Below are 15,031 nucleotides of genomic sequence, written 5' to 3'. Positions count from 1 at the left end.
TGTACCATCGGTACATGCCTCTTCCCAGGTTCCACCGGCTCACCGCCGAGCGGCGTGCCGACATCCTCCGGGTGGCCCGTGCCGAATTCGCCCGGCACGGGCCCGAGGCGGCGTCCTACAACCAGATCATCGCGCTCGCGGAGATCTCCAAGGCGTCCGCCTACCACTACTTCGACGGCAAGGAAGACCTGCTCGGCGAGGTGCTCGCCGAGGTGCGCGCGCGGCTGCTCGGCGCGCTCGGGCCATGGGTACCCGTCGGAACTGATCGTGATTTCTGGGCCGGGCTGCGGGCCGGCTCCGCGCGGCTCGTCGGCCACCTCGGGACGCATCCCGACGACCGGGCGCTCGCCGATGCCGCGTTGGCCCGGGCGCCCCGGGAGGAGTCGGCCGCCTGGCTGGCCGCCGTGCTCGACAACGGGATCGCGCTCGGGGTGATCCGGGACGACATCGACCGGGAGCTGCTGCTCGGGGTCACGGCCGGGGCACTCGCCGCCGTGGACGGGTGGGCGCTGGCCGGCGGGACGGACCTCGACCAGGGCTGGAGCCTGCTGGCGGGGCTGTGGACCGCCCCGGGGGGTCGCCATGCGTGACGATCTCCGGGTGGACTGGCGCGTCCCGCCCGACACCGGCTGGCTCGACCGGTTCATGGGACCCGGAAAATCCAGGGCCGAGAGCCTCGTGGAGTACGTCGGCGGCGCGTGCTGCGTGGCCCTGCTCGCCGCCTACTGCTGGCGCACCGCCGACGGGCTGTCCTCGCTCCAGCTCACCGTCATCGGGGTACTCGCCCTCGACCTGGTCGGCGGCGTGCTCACCAACGCGACGAACGCGGCCAAGCGCTGGTACCACCGGACGCCCTCCCCCCGCGGCCGGCTGACCTTCGTGGCCGCGCACGTCCTGCACCTGGCGGCCGTGGCGTTCCTCGTGCTGCCGGACGGGGCCGCCTGGTTCGTCGTCAACACGCTCCTGCTACTCGGCGCGGCCGTCCTCATCGAACGGGTCGCCCCGCACCTGCGCCGCCCGGTGGCGATGTCCGCGTACATGGTCGCGGTGCTGGTCAACCTGCTCGCGTTCCCCGTGCCGGCCGTACTCGCCTGGTTCGCCGCGTTCTTCTTCCTCAAGCTCCTCGTCTGCCACCTGGTCCCGGAGGCACCCCTTGTCGCCTGAGACCGTGCTGGCCGGCGCGTTCGTCCGGGAGCCGGGCATGGCCTGGCTCTGCGGGGACCGCAAGCTGCCGTGGTTCGCGGCCACCGCCCGCCTGCCTGGCACCGTGGCCCGGTCCGCGCCCTCGGCCGCCGCGCTGCTCACCCCGCCGGGACACCGGCCCGGCCAGGCCGCCCAGCTCGCGTGGACCGCCCGGGTCGCCACCCGGTGCGGGCCCGGCGCCGTCCGGCGGACCCTGACCTACCTGCGCGCGGCCGAGCGGCACAAACCGGCGGGTGCGTGGACCCTGGAATTCATCGGGGTACTGCCGCGGGCGCGCGGCACCGGGGCCGGCCGGCTCCTGCTCGACCGGATCCTCGCCGAGTTCGGGGACGTGTGGCTGACGACCGCCGACCCCGCGAACGTGCCGCTGTACCGGCACTTCGGGTTCGCGGTGACGGGCGAGTGGCGGGTCGGCCCGTTGGGCGTGACGGGGATGCGGCACCCCTGACCGGGGCGGGCTACTTCGGCGTCGGCAGCAGCGACAGCTCGGCGATCACCCGGATCCCGTAGCAGCAGGCCCCGGCCATGCCCACCGCCACCAGCACCCAGACGAGGGCGAGCCACTTCGGACTCCGGGGCGGCTCGTCGTCGGCATTCCGGTCCCACACCAGCCCAGGGTGTCACCCGGTGGCCCGGCCGGCCCGTCCGGGGTGGTCCGCCGGGCGGCGCTACCTGGCCAATTGCGCGCTCGGCTCCGGCATGACCCACTCGACGAACAGGTAGAACCCCCGGCAGCAGGCCACGATGAGCACGATGGCCAGCAGGATCCACAACAGCGTCAGCCACCAGGGCCGGGGCGGTTTGTCCGGCGGGAACAACGAGTCCGACATGCGTCCACTGTGCCGGGCGCCCGCGACGCCGCGACCTCGACCGGGCCGCGATCCGGTAACGCCGCCCGCCGCGCCACCGTCCGGCAGCCGGTTTCCGGCCGGCCCGCGCCCCGGGCCGACCGGCGGTCACGGGCCGACCGGCGGTCAGCGGTGCGAGGTCGGCTCCAGCCAGCCCTCCGCCGTCAGGTACTCCAGGACCGTCGCCACCGCCTCGTCCACCGTGCCGGCCGTGTCCAGGGTCAGCTCCGCGTCCGTCGGGATCTCGTACGGGTCGTGCACGCCCGTCAGGTTCGTGATCTCGCCGGCGCGGGCCTTCGCGTACAGCCCCTTGCGGTCGCGGTGCTCGCACACCTCCAGCGGGGTGGCGATGTGCACCAGGATGAACCCGGCCCCGGCCTCGTGCGCGAGGCGGCGCGCCTCCGACCGCCCGTGCGCGTACGGCGCGATCGGGCAGCACAGGGCCAGCCCGCCGTGCTTGGCGATCTCGGACGCGACGAACCCGATCCGGGAGATGTTCAGGTCCCGGTCGGCCCGCGAGAAGCCCAGCCCGGACGACAGCAACCGGCGCACCACGTCCCCGTCGAGCAGGCTCGCGTTGCGGTCGCCGCCCTCCAGCAGGGCCTCGTGCACGCCCCGGGCGATCGTGGACTTGCCCGCGCCGGACAGGCCGGTGAACAGCACGACCAGGCCGCGTTCCTTGCGGGGCGGCCGGGACCGGCGCAGCTCGCGGGCCACCGCCGGCGGCGTGTGCCACTCGGGCAGGGTCACGCCCCGGTCCTGGAGGTCGGCGATCTCGCGGTTGGTGAGCGCGAGGCGCCGGGTGTGCGGGGGCACGTCGTCCCGGGAACGCCACTGGCCGTCCCGGGCGTCGTAGGCGAGCTCGCGGGGCAGGACCACCCGGAGGCCGCCGGCCGTGATGGTGGCCGCACCCGACAGCAGGTGCGTCACCCCGTAGGCGGCGGCGACCCGGCTGTGCAGCAGGGCGTCGCGGACGTCGTCCCCGGTCCGGCTGAGCGGCACGGCGACGATGGTGGCCGCCGGCAGCCGGTCGCGGGCCGCGAGCACGGAACGGACCAGCGCCTCGGGCGGCAGGCCGTCCGGGCCGGGGCCGCCGACCGGCACGATGATCAGGACGTGGCCCGCGATGGTGCGGGCGGCGTGCGCGAGCTGGGCGAGCTGCGGGCGGTGCAGCGGCCGGTCGGCGATCACGCCGAGCACCCGCCCGGCCGGCAACAGCTCACGGACCTCGGACGGGCCGAGCCGGAGCTTCTTGAACGCGCCGCGCGGCCCCTCCCCGAGCCGGCGCAGCTGGCCCGAGATGAACACCGAACCGGCGCGGGCCTCCCAGGACTCGGTGACGTCCAGGGCCGCCGCCGGGGCGGCCTCGGTGTCGGTGAGCACCAGGACCCGGCGCATCGGGTTGGTCAGGTCCAGCTTCCCCGTGAGCTCGACCGGCACCTCCAGCGTCACCGGCGCCGACCACGGGGTGCCGTCGGCGAGGCGGCCACGCCGGGTCACCCCCACCAGGTCGGCACGGCTCAGAAAACCCGTCAGCGGGGCGTACGCCCCGCTGAGCAGTAGTTCCAGATCGGCGAGCTCCCGTGGTCGGGGCGTATACGTCGGTGCGCCCCGTAGTACCTCGTCTGGCAGAACCCAGCCGTTCATTGACAGCCCCCTCCCTCGGCCCCTGGGGCCTGCGGCCCTGACAGTCTCCCAGCCTGTCAAGAAGAGGTCGAGTCGCCACCCAGGGCTGTCACTGTTACGTCAGATCGGCCGCCCCGAACGAGGCACTGAACCTTTTACACCAGATCGTCACGCTCTTGTAGAGATCCAGGTCGGTGCCGGCCGGGATGTCGTACACCTGGCTGCCCTTGTTGCCCTTGAGACGGCCCAGCTCGACATAGCGCGAGGCATTGAGATCCGTCACCGTGGCGGGGCGGTCGGTGATCCAGACCCGCAGGTCAGGGCCGTTGCTGGTGTCCAGGTCGCGGAACGTGAGCACGTGCCGGCCATCGGCGAGCCGGACCAGCTCGGCGGCGCCGGACGTCGCGTGCTCGTGGCTGACGAAAGCGCCCCGGCGGAGCACGGTGTCGACCGGGGCGGCGGACGGGGCCGCCGACGGGGCGTCCGTCGGGGCGGTTGTCGGGACCACCGCGACCGGCAGCGCCTCCTGGACCGTCCGGTCGACCACGAGCTTCCACGGCTGGAACCAGAACAGTCCGAAGGCGACCGCGACCGCGAACACCAGGGCACCGACGACAAGTTTCCTACGCATGCCCCTCAGCCTGCCCGCTCCGGACCGTTGTGCACCTTACGGAGCGGTTACCGGTCGGCCCCGCCACGTCAGCGGAGCCGGACGTCGAACACCCGGTTGTCCATCAGACTCCGGAACGCCGCCGCCGCCTGCGGGGTCGCGTCGATCCGGGAGTCGCGGCCCTCGGCGTTCGGCGAGTCGAAGTACACCAGGGCCTTCACCCGGGGGAACAGCGCCATCTGGTCGGAGGTGGTCTGGAAGAACCACGGCTTGTGCCCCGGGTTCCCGCCCGACTGCCACACACCCCACTCGGCCACCATCAGCGGCTTGTCCGGGAACGTGCGCGCCGCCCAGGAGTAGATGCCCGGCCACGCCTTGCCGGTCGCGGTCCGGTTGACCATCTCCACGAAGTCGCCGTAGCCGAATCCGCCCTCGCTGTAGGCGTACACGTCCCAGCTCACCCAGTCGATCACGTCGTCACCCGGGTACAGCTCGGTGAACCACGGCTGGATGTTCCACGGCACGTAGGACATGTAACACATGACGGTCACCGCGTTCGTGACGCCCTTGGCGCGCAGCCGCTCCACGACGTGCTTGAACATCGCCGCGTAGTCCCGGGCGGTCATGCCCGAGCCCTGCCGCGCGTCGACGTCGTTCTCCGGCTCGTGGTGCACCGTCAGGTAGAACGGGTCCTTGTAGACCGAGGTGATGTGCGCGGCGAGCCGGTCGATCACCCGGTCGTAGTCCCCGGCGGCCACCTTGTCCCAGCGCATCAGCGGCTTCCAGTTCAGGAAGAGCAGCCGTTCGTGGCCGGGCTCGCGGGCCAGCGCCACCTCCCACGGGGTCGGGAACAGCTCCTCGCCCCGGTGGTAGTGGTGGAAGATCTGCTGCGTCCGGCCCGCCGTCGCCTCGAACTCGCGCATGGCCTCGTCGCGGGGCTGGTTCGTGTGCGCGGCCGGGGCCACGCCGGTGAGCATGCCGCAGGTGGGGACGAGCTTCGGTCCTATCGCGCACTCGGGGGCCGGCGGCTCCTCGGGCTCCTCCGACGGGGACGGGGACGCCGAAGGGGACGCCGAAGGGCTCGCGCCCGGGGTCGACGGGGACGGGACGGGCACCGTCGGGCTCGGCGGGGTGGGGACCGCGCTCGGGCTGGGCGTCCCGGGGTCCGACGGCGTGGCGCCCGGGGTCGGGAGCGGCGGGGACGGCAGCGGCGGGGTCGGGTCCGGGGGCGGCGGCACCGGATCGGCCGTGCCGGTCGGCGGCGTCGGGACCGGCACCGGCGGCGGCGGCACGGGGTCGGCCGTACCGGTCGGCTGGCTCGGCACCGGGTCGGGGCTGGCCGACGGGTCGCCCGGGGGCGGCGGGGTCGTGCCCGGATCCTCCCGAGGCACCGGGGACGCCGGGTCCTGCCACCGGCCCGCGCGCGGCTCCTCCCGGGTCAGCCGCAGCGTCGGCGCGCCGATCGGCGCCTCCGAACTGCGGAACCGCTGCACCTTGTCGGGGCTGGTCAGCGCGAAGGCGTACTTGCCCGCCGACTGGACCACCCGGGTCACGTCGAAGGTCAGCTCCGAGGCGGACGCGGTGACGGTGCTGGTGCCGAGCACCCGGCCGACCTGGGGCGCGCGGGTGGCGAGGGTGCGTTCGCTCCAGCCGGTGTCGGGCACGGAGACGAGTTCGACCAGTCCGGGCTTCGCGCCGGGCAGCGGGGTCAGGGTGAGGGTGCTGCGGAGTTTGCCCTTGCCGCGCGGCAGGTCGGTCACCTCGAACCGCAGGTAGGACACCATCGCCTCGGAGCCGGCCCGGCCGGTGGCGAGTTCGGGGTCGCGGGCGACGGCGGGGGTGCGGCCGTTGCGCAGGTACGCGTCGGCGGCCACCCGGACCAGCACGTCGGCGGTGAGGGGCGAGCTGGTGCAGGCCGCTAAACCGCCCCCGAGGCAGAGCACTGTGGTGACGAGGGCGACTCGACGGTCCACGCTTCTCATACGTGCATATTTACAGTTTTTCGGGACACGAGTGGGCTAAAAACCACAACTCGCCGCGCACCCTCGACCCCCCGCCGGTCGTTGGCCGTTTAGTCGGCCTGTGCGCATTGCCGCACATCGGAGGGAGGCCGGATTTGTCCTATAGTACATTTTTCATCATTTGTCCTCGATTGTAACGATGCGAAAGGTCCCCGCATCCCCATGGACGTGTCTCGGCCGGCCACGTACGACCTCTCCGACTACCTCAGCGCGCTCCGCCGGAGCTGGTGGGTGGCCGTGCTGGCCGCGGCTCTCGGTTTCGCCGGGGCCACGGCGTACACCCTGACCCAGCACAAGCTGTACGAGTCCTCGGCCTCCGTGCTCGTCCAACCCACCGGCGTCACCGACACCAACGTGACCGGCGGCCGGACCAAGGGCGACATCAACCTCGACACCGAGGCCCAGCTGGTCAAGTCCACGGCGGTGGCCACCGACGCCGGGAAGCTGATGCGCAGCGCGAAGACCGCGCCGCAGCTCGCCCACCGGGTGTCGGTCCAGGTGCCGCCGAACACGTCGGTGCTGGTCATCACGTACTCGGAGCACTCGCCGCGCGCCGCCCAGGCCGGGGCGCACGCGTTCGCGGAGGCGTACCTGGCGAACCGGAACGAGAGCGCCAAGGCCGACCTCACCGGGCAGACCGGCACCCTGGACCGCAAGATCAAGCAGGTGAACGCGGACCTGGCCGGGCTGCCCTCCGGCGACCGGGGCGACGTCGACAGCCGGCGGTCCAACCTGTCCAACCAGCTCAACACGCTCACCTCCCGGCTGAACCAGCTCGCCACCACCACCGTCAACGGCGGCAAGATCATCAGCGACGCGGACCTGCCCCGGCACGCCGTGAAGCCCAGCGTGCCGCTCAACCTCGGCAGCGGGGCGCTCGCCGGGCTCGTGGCCGGGATCGGGATCGCCCTCGGCCGGGAGCGCTTCGACCGCCGGGTCCGGCGCGGGATCGACCTGCCCCGGCGCGCCGACGTGCCGCTGCTCGCCGAACTGACCGCGATCGACGACAAGTACGACCCGGGCACCGACTGCGGGCGCGCCTTCGCCCGGCTGCGCAACGAGATCGCGTGCGGGGACCACCGGCTGATCGTGGTGACCGGCGCGGCCCCCGGCTCGGCGGCCACCCTGGTCGCGGCGAACCTGGCCGGGGCGTTCGCGCACGCCGGCAACAACGTCTCGCTGCTCACCCAGCACGCGCAGGACGCCACCGGGCAGTTGCAGGCCGAGTCGGTGCGCCGGACGCTGGACAAGCTGCGGGCCCGCGCCGAGTACGTGATCATCGAGGCGCCGTCCACGGCCGCCAGCGCCGACGCCCAGAGCCTCGCCAGCCTGTGCGACGCCGCGATCATGGCCGTCGAGCTGCGCCGATGTACGCACGCCCAGGTCCTCGACGCCGCCGACCAGCTGCGCCGGGTGGACACCGTGCTGCTCGGCGGGGTGGTGACCCCCCGGCTGCGGGCCCTGGCCGCCCGGCCCGCGCAGCCGGAACAGGCCGAGCCGCAGCCGCAGTTGACGTGACCGACCTCCGCGAGGGCGCCCCGCCCCCAGGACCCCGATCGGCCCCCGGCCACCGCGCCGGGCAGGACCCGACGGGTGCCGCCGACCCCGGCGCGGTGACGGCGGCGCTGTCCCGTCCCCGCTCCCCCCGCTGGCTCCCGTTACCCCCCGCCTGGCCGGTCGTCGGCATCCTCGCCCTCTACCCCCTGTGGTGGGCGCTCGGCCTCGGCGTCCTGATCTTCCCGCTGATGGCGCTGCCGATGGGCTGGTGGCTGCTGCGGAACCGGCCGATCCAGGTACCCCCCGGCTTCGGTCTGTGGTTGCTCTTCCTGCTCGCGGTCCTGGGCAGCACGATCGCGCTCGGCTACCAGCCGCAGGGCACCCTGCCGGGCACCTTCGTCGGCCGGCTGCCCGGGGTCGGCTTCCGGGTGATCGAGTACGCGTCGCTGACCGTCCTGCTGCTGTACGTGGGCAACCTGCCCCGCCCGGTACTCCCGCAGAAGAAGCTCGTCGCCCTGCTCGGCTGGCTGTTCGTCGTCACCGTCGGCGGCGGGGTGCTCGGGGTGTTCGCCGGGCACTGGGAGTTCAGCTCCCCGGTGGAGATGCTGCTCCCCCAACGCCTGCGCAGCATGGGCTTCATCCGCTCCCTGGTGCACCCGGCCGCCGCCCAGGTGATGGACGTGTTCGGCGGGATGGACATCCCCCGCCCGGCCGCCCCGTGGGGCTACACCAACACCTGGGGCAACAACTTCTGCCTGCTGGTCGGCTTCTTCGTGATCTGGGCGTTCGCCACCAAGCGCCGCTGGCTGGCCGCCGTACTCCTCGTCGTGTCCGTGCTGCCCGTCGTCTACTCCCTGAACCGGGGCCTGTGGATCGGCCTCGCCGTGATGGCCGTCTACCTGGCCACCCGGCTGGCCGTGCAGGGCCGGCTGTGGCCGCTGTTCGGGCTCGGGGCCACCACCGCCGTCGTCGGGGTGCTGCTCGCCGTCAGCCCCCTCGGCGACCTGGTCAACGCGCGGGTCGAACACGGCAAATCCAACGACGTCCGGATGTACGTGACGATGGAGGCCCTGCGCGGCCTGCCCGAGTCGCCCCTGATCGGCTTCGGCTCGACCCGCAACACCTCGGGCGGCCGGAACTCGATCGCCGTCGGCAGCTCCTCGGAGTGCGAACGGTGCGGCAACTTCACCCTCGGCGGCAACGGTCAGCTCTGGCAGACCCTGTACGCGCACGGGATCATCGGCACCCTCGCCTACTTCGGCTTCTTCGGCTACGGCATCTGGCGGTTCCGCCGGGACCGTACCGCGATCGGGCTCGTCTGCTCGGCCTGTCTCGTCGTCAGCTTCTCGGCGATGTTCTGGTACAACGCGCTGGTCACCCCACTGGCGTTCCAGCTGCTGGCCTACGCGCTGCTGTGGAGGAATAGCGATGCCCACGAATAACGCGCCCGCGGCCCTGACCGCCTCGGACTCCTCGCTGCGGGCGACGTACCTCGCCGAGGTGCTCCGCCTGCTGTACCCGGCGAACGAGGGGGTGGGAATCGAGTACCTGGTGGTGCCCGACGCCCGCCGGCCCCGGCTCCTGGTACCCGCCGACGACCGCCGGCTCGCCGCCGCCGCGGTGCGCAGGTACGCCGAACCCACCTCCCGGCTCGCCCGGCTCAAGCGGGACGCCGTCGTCGCCGCGCTGCGCACCGGGGCCTCCGGGCTGCTGCTCCGCGACCGGGTCACCGTGTCCGGCACCGGCGGGATCGACGACCACCTGGGCGAGGCGCTCGGCCAGCGGGTCCGGGTCAGCGTGCACATCGGACCCGCGCGGGCCAACCGCAAACCGGTGCTCCAGCTGCTCGCGCCCGGCGGTACCACCGTCGGGTTCGTCAAGCTCGGCGTCAACGAGCTGACCCGCCGCCTGGTGCGCGCCGAGACCAACGCGCTGGAGTCCCTGGCCTGCGCCGGACTGCAACGGATCTCCACCCCCACCGTGCTGCACAGCGGCGTCTGGCGCGGACACGAGGTGCTCGTCCAGTCCGCGCTGCCGATCTGGCGGCCCCGGGCGGCGATCCGCGACCGGCTCAACGTGGCCATGCGGGAGCTCGCCGAGGCGTTCGGGGTGACCCGGTGCCGGCTGTCGCAGAGCGAGTACCGGGGCCGGCTCACCACCCGCCTCGGGGCCGTCAAGACCTCCGACGACGGCCGGGTACTCGAACGCGCCGCCGCCGAACTCCTCAAACGCGCCGGCAGCGCCCAGCTGTCCTTCGGCGCGTGGCACGGCGACTGGACCCCGTGGAACATGGCCGCCCTGTCCGACACCCTGCTGGTCTGGGACTGGGAACGGTTCTGCACCGGGGTACCCGTCGGCTTCGACGGCGCGCACTACGCGTTGCAGGCCGCCATCGTCACCGCCGGCCGGGAACCGGCCACCGCCGTCGACCAGGTCATCGACAACGCGCCCGCGCTCCTCGCCCCGTTCGGGGTGGGCGCGGCCGCCGCCCGGATCACGGTGCTGCTCTACCTCGTGGACCTCGCCACCCGGTACCTGACCGACCGCCAGGCGGAGGCCGGTGCCCGACTCGGGGTACTGGGCACCTGGCTACTGCCGGCGCTGGTCCGCCGGGTTTCTCACCTATAGGAGAGGGTCGTGGATTCACACAAGGTCCCAGAAAAAGTCAAACAGTTGGTGCACTTCGGTTCCCGGTCGCTCGGCAGGGCGACCGCGAACGCCCGACTGTTGCCGTCGTTCCTGCTCTGCGGGGGACAGCGGTGCGGCACCACGTCGCTGTACCGGGCGCTCGCCGGGCACCCGGCCATCCTGAAGGCGGTGCTGCACAAGGGCGTGCACTACTTCGACACGTCCTACCACCAGGGCTTCTCCTGGTACCGGGGCCACTTCCCGCTCCGGGTCAGCGCCAAGCGCGTCGAGACCCGGGTCCGGGTACCCGTCCAGACGTTCGAGTCCAGCCCGTACTACATGTACCACCCGCACGCCGCCGAGCGGATCGCCCGCGACCTGCCCGACGTGAAGCTCGTCGTCCTCGTCCGCGACCCGGTCGAGCGCGCCTACTCCCAGCACGCGCACGAACTGGCCCGCGGCTTCGAGCACATCGAGGAGTTCACCGAGGCCGTGGACCTGGAGCCGTCGCGACTGTCCGGGGAGGCCGAGCGGCTGCGCACCGACCCGACCTACTACTCGTTCTCGCACCAGCACCACGGCTACCTGGCCCGGGGCCGGTACGTGGAGTACCTGGAGCGGCTCGCCGAGATCTTCGGCCGGGACCGGATCCACGTCGTCGACAGCCACGACTTCTTCACCGACCCGCAGCCCGTGTTCGCCGACCTGCTCGGCTACCTCGGCCTGCCCTGGCTCGGCGACCCGCCGTTCGAACAGCACAACGCGCGGCCCCGGTCCTCGATGCCGCAGTCGGTGCGCGACGCCCTCGACGCGTACTTCGCGCCCCACGACGAGCGCCTCGCCCGGTGGCTCGGCTGGGTCCCGTCCTGGCGCCGATGACCGTCCTCTCCCGACCCACCGCCCGGGACCGCGCCGACCTCGGTCGCGTGGCCCGGGGCGGCGTCCTCAACCTGGCCGGCGCGGCGTACGCGGGCCTCGCCGGCTTCGGCGTCACCTGGCTCGTCGCGCGTGGCCTGGCCCCCGCCGACGCCGGGCTGTTCTTCGCGTCCACGGCCGCGTTCACGGTCGCCGTCACGGTGGCCAAACTCGGCACCCCCACCGGCCTGGTGTACTGGCCGGCGCGCCTGCGGGACAGCCCGCACCTGCTCCGCCGGATGCTGCGCGCCGCCCTGACCCCGGTGGCCGTCGTCGCCCTGGCGCTGGCGGCCTGCCTGTGGGCCACCGGCCAGCTCGGCGCGCTCGCCCTGTTCCTGCCGCTGGCCGCGCTCACCGACAGCCTGCTGGCCGCGACCCGGGGCTTCCGCCAGCCCCGCCCCACCGTGCTCTACGACAAGCTCCTTCGGCCCACGTTGCAGCTCGGGGCGCTCGGGGCCGCCCTGTGGCTCGCCGACGGGTCACCGGGGGCGTTCACGGTGGCGTGGGCGTGGGCGTACCTGCCGATGGTGTTCCTCGCCTGGCGCGCGCTGCCGGCGCTCCCCCCGTCCGGACCGGGGGAGATCGCGGGGCCGTTCTGGCGGTTCACCGCGCCGCGCGCCCTGGCCAGCGTCGCCCAGCAGGCCCTGCAACGCGTCGACGTCATCCTGCTCGCCGCGCTGGTCAGCTTCACCCAGGCCGCCTACTACGCCGTCGCCGGCCGGTTCGTCATCGTCGGCCAGCTCGCCAACCAGGCCCTCGCGTACAGCGTGCAGCCGCAGCTCGCCGCGCTGCTCGCCGCCGGGGACCGCCCCGCCACCCGGGCCCTGTACCAGTCCGCGACGGGTTGGGTCATCCTGCTGTCCTGGCCGATCTACCTGCTCGCGGCCGTGTTCGCCCCGCTCTACCTGCACCTGTTCGGCCCCGAGTACCGCGCCGCCGGCAATGTCGTCGTCATCCTCGCCGGCGCCATGATGGTCGGCTCCGGCTGCGGCATGGTCGACTCGGTGCTCGCCATGGCCGGGCGGACCAGCTGGAACCTGGTCAACGTCCTCGCCGCCCTCGGCGTCAACATCGGCCTGGACCTGCTGCTCATCCCGCGCCTCGGAGCCGTGGGCGCGGCCTGCGGGCTCGCCGGGGCGGTCCTGACCAACAACCTCGTCCCCCTCGCCCAACTCGGCTGGGGACTCGGCCTGCACCCGTTCGGCCGCGGCACCCTGATCGCGGCCACCCTGTCGGCGACCTGCTTCGGCGCCGTCCCACTGGGCACGGTCGCGCTGCTCGGCCGGGGCCTGCCGGGCCTCGCCGTGGCCGTCGGCACCGGCGGCACCCTCTACGGCCTCGGCTGCTGGCGGTTCCGCCGGCCGCTGGCCCTGCCCACCAGCTCCCTCGCGCGGCTCCGCGGGTTCGTCCGCTTCCCGCGCCGGAAGGTGTGAACCATGCCCGAACTCGCCAGCCGGCCCTTCCGGGGTGCCGCGTCCCGGATCTCGCGTGGCCTCCGGGGTGCCGGGGCCCGGGCCCTCCGTGGCGCCGTGGACCTCCGTGGCGCCGTGCCCCGGCTACTTCTCGGGAGCGTGCTCGCCACCCTGCTCGCGGCCTGCTCGGACACCCCCCTCGAAGAACGCCCGCTGGACCTGGTCCCCGCCGCCCTGCAACCCTCCGGCCCGGTCAAGCTCCCCGACCGGGGCGCGCTCGTCGGCGCCTGGGTCCGCCCCGCCGACTACACCGACCAGGGCCGCACCGACGCCATCTCGGGCCTGGAGAAGGACCTCGGCCGCCCCCTCGACATCGTGCACGTCTACCACAAGTGGACGGACGACCTCGTCGACCCGGCCGACAAGGCCTTCGTCCGGGCCGGCGCGACCCTGATGATCTCCTGGGCGGGCGCCGACACCCGCATGGTCACCTCCGGCCGCCTCGACGCCGAGATCACCGCCCAGGCGGAGCGGGTCAAGAAACTGAAGAGACCGATCCTGCTCCGGTACCGCTGGGAGATGGACCGCCCCAACCTGTCCGCCCAGATCTGGTCCGCCGAGGACTACATCGCCGCCTGGAAACACGTCCGCACCCTGTTCGCCGCAGCCGGGGCCACCAACGTGTCCTGGGTGTGGTGCCCCACCGCCGAGGGCTTCCACCGCGGCGACGCCGGCTCCTACTACCCCGGCGACGAATCGGTCGACTGGACCTGCGTGGACGCGTACACCTCCACGACCCTCAAGCCGCTCGCCGAGGTGGCCCGCCCCTTCCTCACCTGGGCGACGGCCCGCCCCAAACCCGTGATCATCGGCGAGTACGGCGTCTCACGGAAGTTCTCCCCCGAGGAACGCGCGTCCTGGATGCGGGACGCCACGCGGCTGTTCCAGGACACGCCCCGGATCAAGGCGGTGAGCTACTTCAACTCTGATCCGGAGGGCAACGACCCGGCGCACCAGTACGCCTTCGACCCGGCCTCGTTGGCGGCCTTCAAGGCGATGGCCACCCAGGACCACTTCCACCGCCGCCACCGCCCCACACCGTTACCGGGCGGCTCGGCGTACCCGTTCCCGTCGGATGAGCCCTCCGCCTCGCGGCCCGACTCCGACTCGGACGAGCCTTCGGCGGCCAGCACACGGCCGTCCTCGACCGGCCACCCTTCCGGACTACCCGCCCGCGCCCGCCGCTCCCCCACAGCGTCGCCCTCGCACTAGCCCAGCGGGACAGCCGACGTCTGGAGACGCTCGGCACGTCCGGCGCACTCCGGATGGCTCCGCAGCCCTCCGGCTCCTGTGCCGGCCGGCAGGCGGAAGTTCACCGGCACCAACGCAGGGGGCGGATCGGGGTCCCGGGGCGGCACGGGACCAGTATCACCGGAACGCACGCCGCCGGCTGTCCCGCGCACGGTCGCCCGGCCGGATCGAACGGCGTTCGTGGGGAAGTAGTCGTTGGGTGCGGGGCCAACGACAACCTCCCCACGATGCCGCGAAGACCGTCAGACCTCCTTCTGGAGGACCACCAGGTACTCGGTGCGCAGGGCGTCGAGCTGGCCCAGGCTGGCCACGCGGGTCAACCCCCGGGCCGCGCGCCACCCCGCCCCGGTCACCCGCAACTTCTGCCGCAACTTGCGCTGCTTGTTGTCCTCGAAGTACCCCTCGAAGGCCACGCTCAGCCCCAGGTCGGCCGCCCGCCGCGCCAGGTTCCGGGGCGCGATCGACCGCCGCAGCGTCGTCGGGTACGGGCCGAAGCCGGGCTTGCCGGCGTTGGCGGATCCGGCTACCTTGCGCCGGAACCAGATGTGGAAGCTGTGCGGCGTCCACTTGGTCACCAGCGACTTGGGGCTCGCCAGGTGCGGGACGGCGAGCACCATCAGCCCGCCGGGGCGCAGCCAGTTGGCGAACCGTTCGATGAGCAGCTCGGGCCGGTCGACGTGCTCCAGCACGTACCAGCAGGTGATCAGGTCGAAGGTGCCGAACGGCGGGGTGTACTCCATCAGGTCGCACAGCACGCGCTCGTCCAGGCGGGTGTTCCAGGCCAGCGCGTCGGGGTCGGTGTCGACGCCGACAACGTAGGTGTCCGGGGGCAGGGACAGCCGGGTGCGTTTGCCCGCGCCGGCCTCCAGGGCGCGGGACCCGAGGTGCTCGCCGAGCAGCTCGTCCACCCGCGTCTGGAGCGCGGCGCAGGCGTCGGTGGGTCGGTCGAAGGTCTGCATC

At 73.2% G+C, this 15,031-nt stretch carries 15 protein-coding genes; 9 read left to right on the top strand and 6 right to left on the bottom strand.

The window, feature by feature from the left end:
• Nucleotides 1-14 precede the first annotated feature (14 nt).
• Genes AB0M43_RS17380 through AB0M43_RS17370 form a run of 3 tightly spaced genes read left to right on the top strand, consistent with a single transcriptional unit; the run spans nucleotide 15 to nucleotide 1,651 of the window.
• The gene (locus tag AB0M43_RS17380; RefSeq protein WP_363725667.1) at nucleotides 15-590 is read left to right on the top strand and encodes a TetR/AcrR family transcriptional regulator; all 576 of its coding nucleotides are present in this window, start codon (nucleotides 15-17) and stop codon (nucleotides 588-590) included.
• Nucleotides 583-1,164: a hypothetical protein gene (locus AB0M43_RS17375; RefSeq protein WP_363725665.1), complete on the top strand. Its 582-nt coding sequence runs from the start codon at nucleotides 583-585 to the stop codon at nucleotides 1,162-1,164. Before AB0M43_RS17380 ends, AB0M43_RS17375 begins: the two co-directional genes overlap by 8 nt.
• Nucleotides 1,154-1,651 (top strand): GNAT family N-acetyltransferase, encoded by a 498-nt coding sequence (locus AB0M43_RS17370; protein WP_363725663.1) that lies wholly within the window; start codon nucleotides 1,154-1,156, stop codon nucleotides 1,649-1,651. Before AB0M43_RS17375 ends, AB0M43_RS17370 begins: the two co-directional genes overlap by 11 nt.
• Nucleotides 1,652-1,661: 10 nt before the next feature.
• On the opposite strand, the gene AB0M43_RS17365 is transcribed toward AB0M43_RS17370, so the two are convergent.
• The 5 genes from AB0M43_RS17365 to AB0M43_RS17345 form a co-directional block, all read right to left on the bottom strand.
• A complete protein-coding gene (locus tag AB0M43_RS17365) occupies nucleotides 1,662-1,811 on the bottom strand; it encodes a hypothetical protein (RefSeq protein ID WP_363725661.1) in 150 nt (49 codons plus the stop codon).
• 60 nt (nucleotides 1,812-1,871) lie between these two features.
• Entirely contained in the window at nucleotides 1,872-2,033 is a 162-nt protein-coding gene (locus AB0M43_RS17360) for a hypothetical protein (RefSeq protein ID WP_363725659.1), read from the bottom strand.
• 144 nt (nucleotides 2,034-2,177) lie between these two features.
• Nucleotides 2,178-3,698 (bottom strand): adenylyl-sulfate kinase, encoded by a 1,521-nt coding sequence (cysC, locus tag AB0M43_RS17355; RefSeq protein ID WP_363725658.1) that lies wholly within the window; start codon nucleotides 3,696-3,698, stop codon nucleotides 2,178-2,180.
• A gap of 94 nt (nucleotides 3,699-3,792) precedes the next feature.
• The gene (locus AB0M43_RS17350; protein ID WP_363725656.1) at nucleotides 3,793-4,308 is read right to left on the bottom strand and encodes a DM13 domain-containing protein; all 516 of its coding nucleotides are present in this window, start codon (nucleotides 4,306-4,308) and stop codon (nucleotides 3,793-3,795) included.
• Nucleotides 4,309-4,376: 68 nt separating this feature from the next.
• Nucleotides 4,377-6,269 (bottom strand): DNRLRE domain-containing protein, encoded by a 1,893-nt coding sequence (locus AB0M43_RS17345; RefSeq protein ID WP_363725654.1) that lies wholly within the window; start codon nucleotides 6,267-6,269, stop codon nucleotides 4,377-4,379.
• A gap of 201 nt (nucleotides 6,270-6,470) precedes the next feature.
• Between AB0M43_RS17345 and AB0M43_RS17340 the strand changes: the two genes are divergently transcribed.
• Genes AB0M43_RS17340 through AB0M43_RS17315 form a run of 6 tightly spaced genes read left to right on the top strand, consistent with a single transcriptional unit; the run spans nucleotide 6,471 to nucleotide 14,032 of the window.
• The gene (locus AB0M43_RS17340; protein WP_363725652.1) at nucleotides 6,471-7,826 is read left to right on the top strand and encodes a Wzz/FepE/Etk N-terminal domain-containing protein; all 1,356 of its coding nucleotides are present in this window, start codon (nucleotides 6,471-6,473) and stop codon (nucleotides 7,824-7,826) included.
• Entirely contained in the window at nucleotides 7,823-9,247 is a 1,425-nt protein-coding gene (locus AB0M43_RS17335) for a hypothetical protein (protein ID WP_363725650.1), read from the top strand. Before AB0M43_RS17340 ends, AB0M43_RS17335 begins: the two co-directional genes overlap by 4 nt.
• Nucleotides 9,234-10,433, top strand: coding sequence for a hypothetical protein (locus AB0M43_RS17330; protein ID WP_363725648.1), 1,200 nt, complete (start codon nucleotides 9,234-9,236; stop codon nucleotides 10,431-10,433). Before AB0M43_RS17335 ends, AB0M43_RS17330 begins: the two co-directional genes overlap by 14 nt.
• A gap of 9 nt (nucleotides 10,434-10,442) precedes the next feature.
• On the top strand, nucleotides 10,443-11,312 hold the full coding sequence (locus AB0M43_RS17325; RefSeq protein ID WP_363725646.1) for a sulfotransferase: 870 nt from the start codon (nucleotides 10,443-10,445) through the stop codon (nucleotides 11,310-11,312).
• Entirely contained in the window at nucleotides 11,309-12,781 is a 1,473-nt protein-coding gene (locus AB0M43_RS17320; protein WP_363725644.1) for a polysaccharide biosynthesis C-terminal domain-containing protein, read from the top strand. Before AB0M43_RS17325 ends, AB0M43_RS17320 begins: the two co-directional genes overlap by 4 nt.
• A gap of 3 nt (nucleotides 12,782-12,784) precedes the next feature.
• Nucleotides 12,785-14,032, top strand: a complete 1,248-nt coding sequence (locus AB0M43_RS17315) for a glycosyl hydrolase (RefSeq protein WP_363725642.1) — start codon at nucleotides 12,785-12,787, stop codon at nucleotides 14,030-14,032.
• Between the two features lie 281 nt (nucleotides 14,033-14,313).
• On the opposite strand, the gene AB0M43_RS17310 is transcribed toward AB0M43_RS17315, so the two are convergent.
• On the bottom strand, nucleotides 14,314-15,030 hold the full coding sequence (locus AB0M43_RS17310; protein WP_363725640.1) for a class I SAM-dependent methyltransferase: 717 nt from the start codon (nucleotides 15,028-15,030) through the stop codon (nucleotides 14,314-14,316).
• Nucleotide 15,031 lies beyond the last annotated feature (1 nt).

Origin of the sequence: Longispora sp. NPDC051575 (assembly GCF_040681875.1) — a bacterium.
Lineage (GTDB): Bacteria > Actinomycetota > Actinomycetes > Mycobacteriales > Micromonosporaceae > Longispora.
This window is presented reverse-complemented; position numbering and strand designations above follow the sequence as displayed.

What these genes read in the sequence shown, in the direction of transcription:
- AB0M43_RS17380 (WP_363725667.1), top strand. Translation starts at nt 15, where the DNA reads ATGCCTCTTCCCAGGTTCCACCGGCTCACCGCCGAGCGGCGTGCCGAC.
- AB0M43_RS17375 (WP_363725665.1), top strand. Translation starts at nt 583, where the DNA reads ATGCGTGACGATCTCCGGGTGGACTGGCGCGTCCCGCCCGACACCGGC.
- AB0M43_RS17360 (WP_363725659.1), bottom strand. Translation starts at nt 2,033, where the DNA reads ATGTCGGACTCGTTGTTCCCGCCGGACAAACCGCCCCGGCCCTGGTGG.
- cysC (WP_363725658.1), bottom strand. Translation starts at nt 3,698, where the DNA reads ATGAACGGCTGGGTTCTGCCAGACGAGGTACTACGGGGCGCACCGACG.
- AB0M43_RS17350 (WP_363725656.1), bottom strand. Translation starts at nt 4,308, where the DNA reads ATGCGTAGGAAACTTGTCGTCGGTGCCCTGGTGTTCGCGGTCGCGGTC.
- AB0M43_RS17345 (WP_363725654.1), bottom strand. Translation starts at nt 6,269, where the DNA reads ATGAGAAGCGTGGACCGTCGAGTCGCCCTCGTCACCACAGTGCTCTGC.
- AB0M43_RS17340 (WP_363725652.1), top strand. Translation starts at nt 6,471, where the DNA reads ATGGACGTGTCTCGGCCGGCCACGTACGACCTCTCCGACTACCTCAGC.
- AB0M43_RS17330 (WP_363725648.1), top strand. Translation starts at nt 9,234, where the DNA reads ATGCCCACGAATAACGCGCCCGCGGCCCTGACCGCCTCGGACTCCTCG.
- AB0M43_RS17320 (WP_363725644.1), top strand. Translation starts at nt 11,309, where the DNA reads ATGACCGTCCTCTCCCGACCCACCGCCCGGGACCGCGCCGACCTCGGT.
- AB0M43_RS17315 (WP_363725642.1), top strand. Translation starts at nt 12,785, where the DNA reads ATGCCCGAACTCGCCAGCCGGCCCTTCCGGGGTGCCGCGTCCCGGATC.
- AB0M43_RS17310 (WP_363725640.1), bottom strand. Translation starts at nt 15,030, where the DNA reads ATGCAGACCTTCGACCGACCCACCGACGCCTGCGCCGCGCTCCAGACG.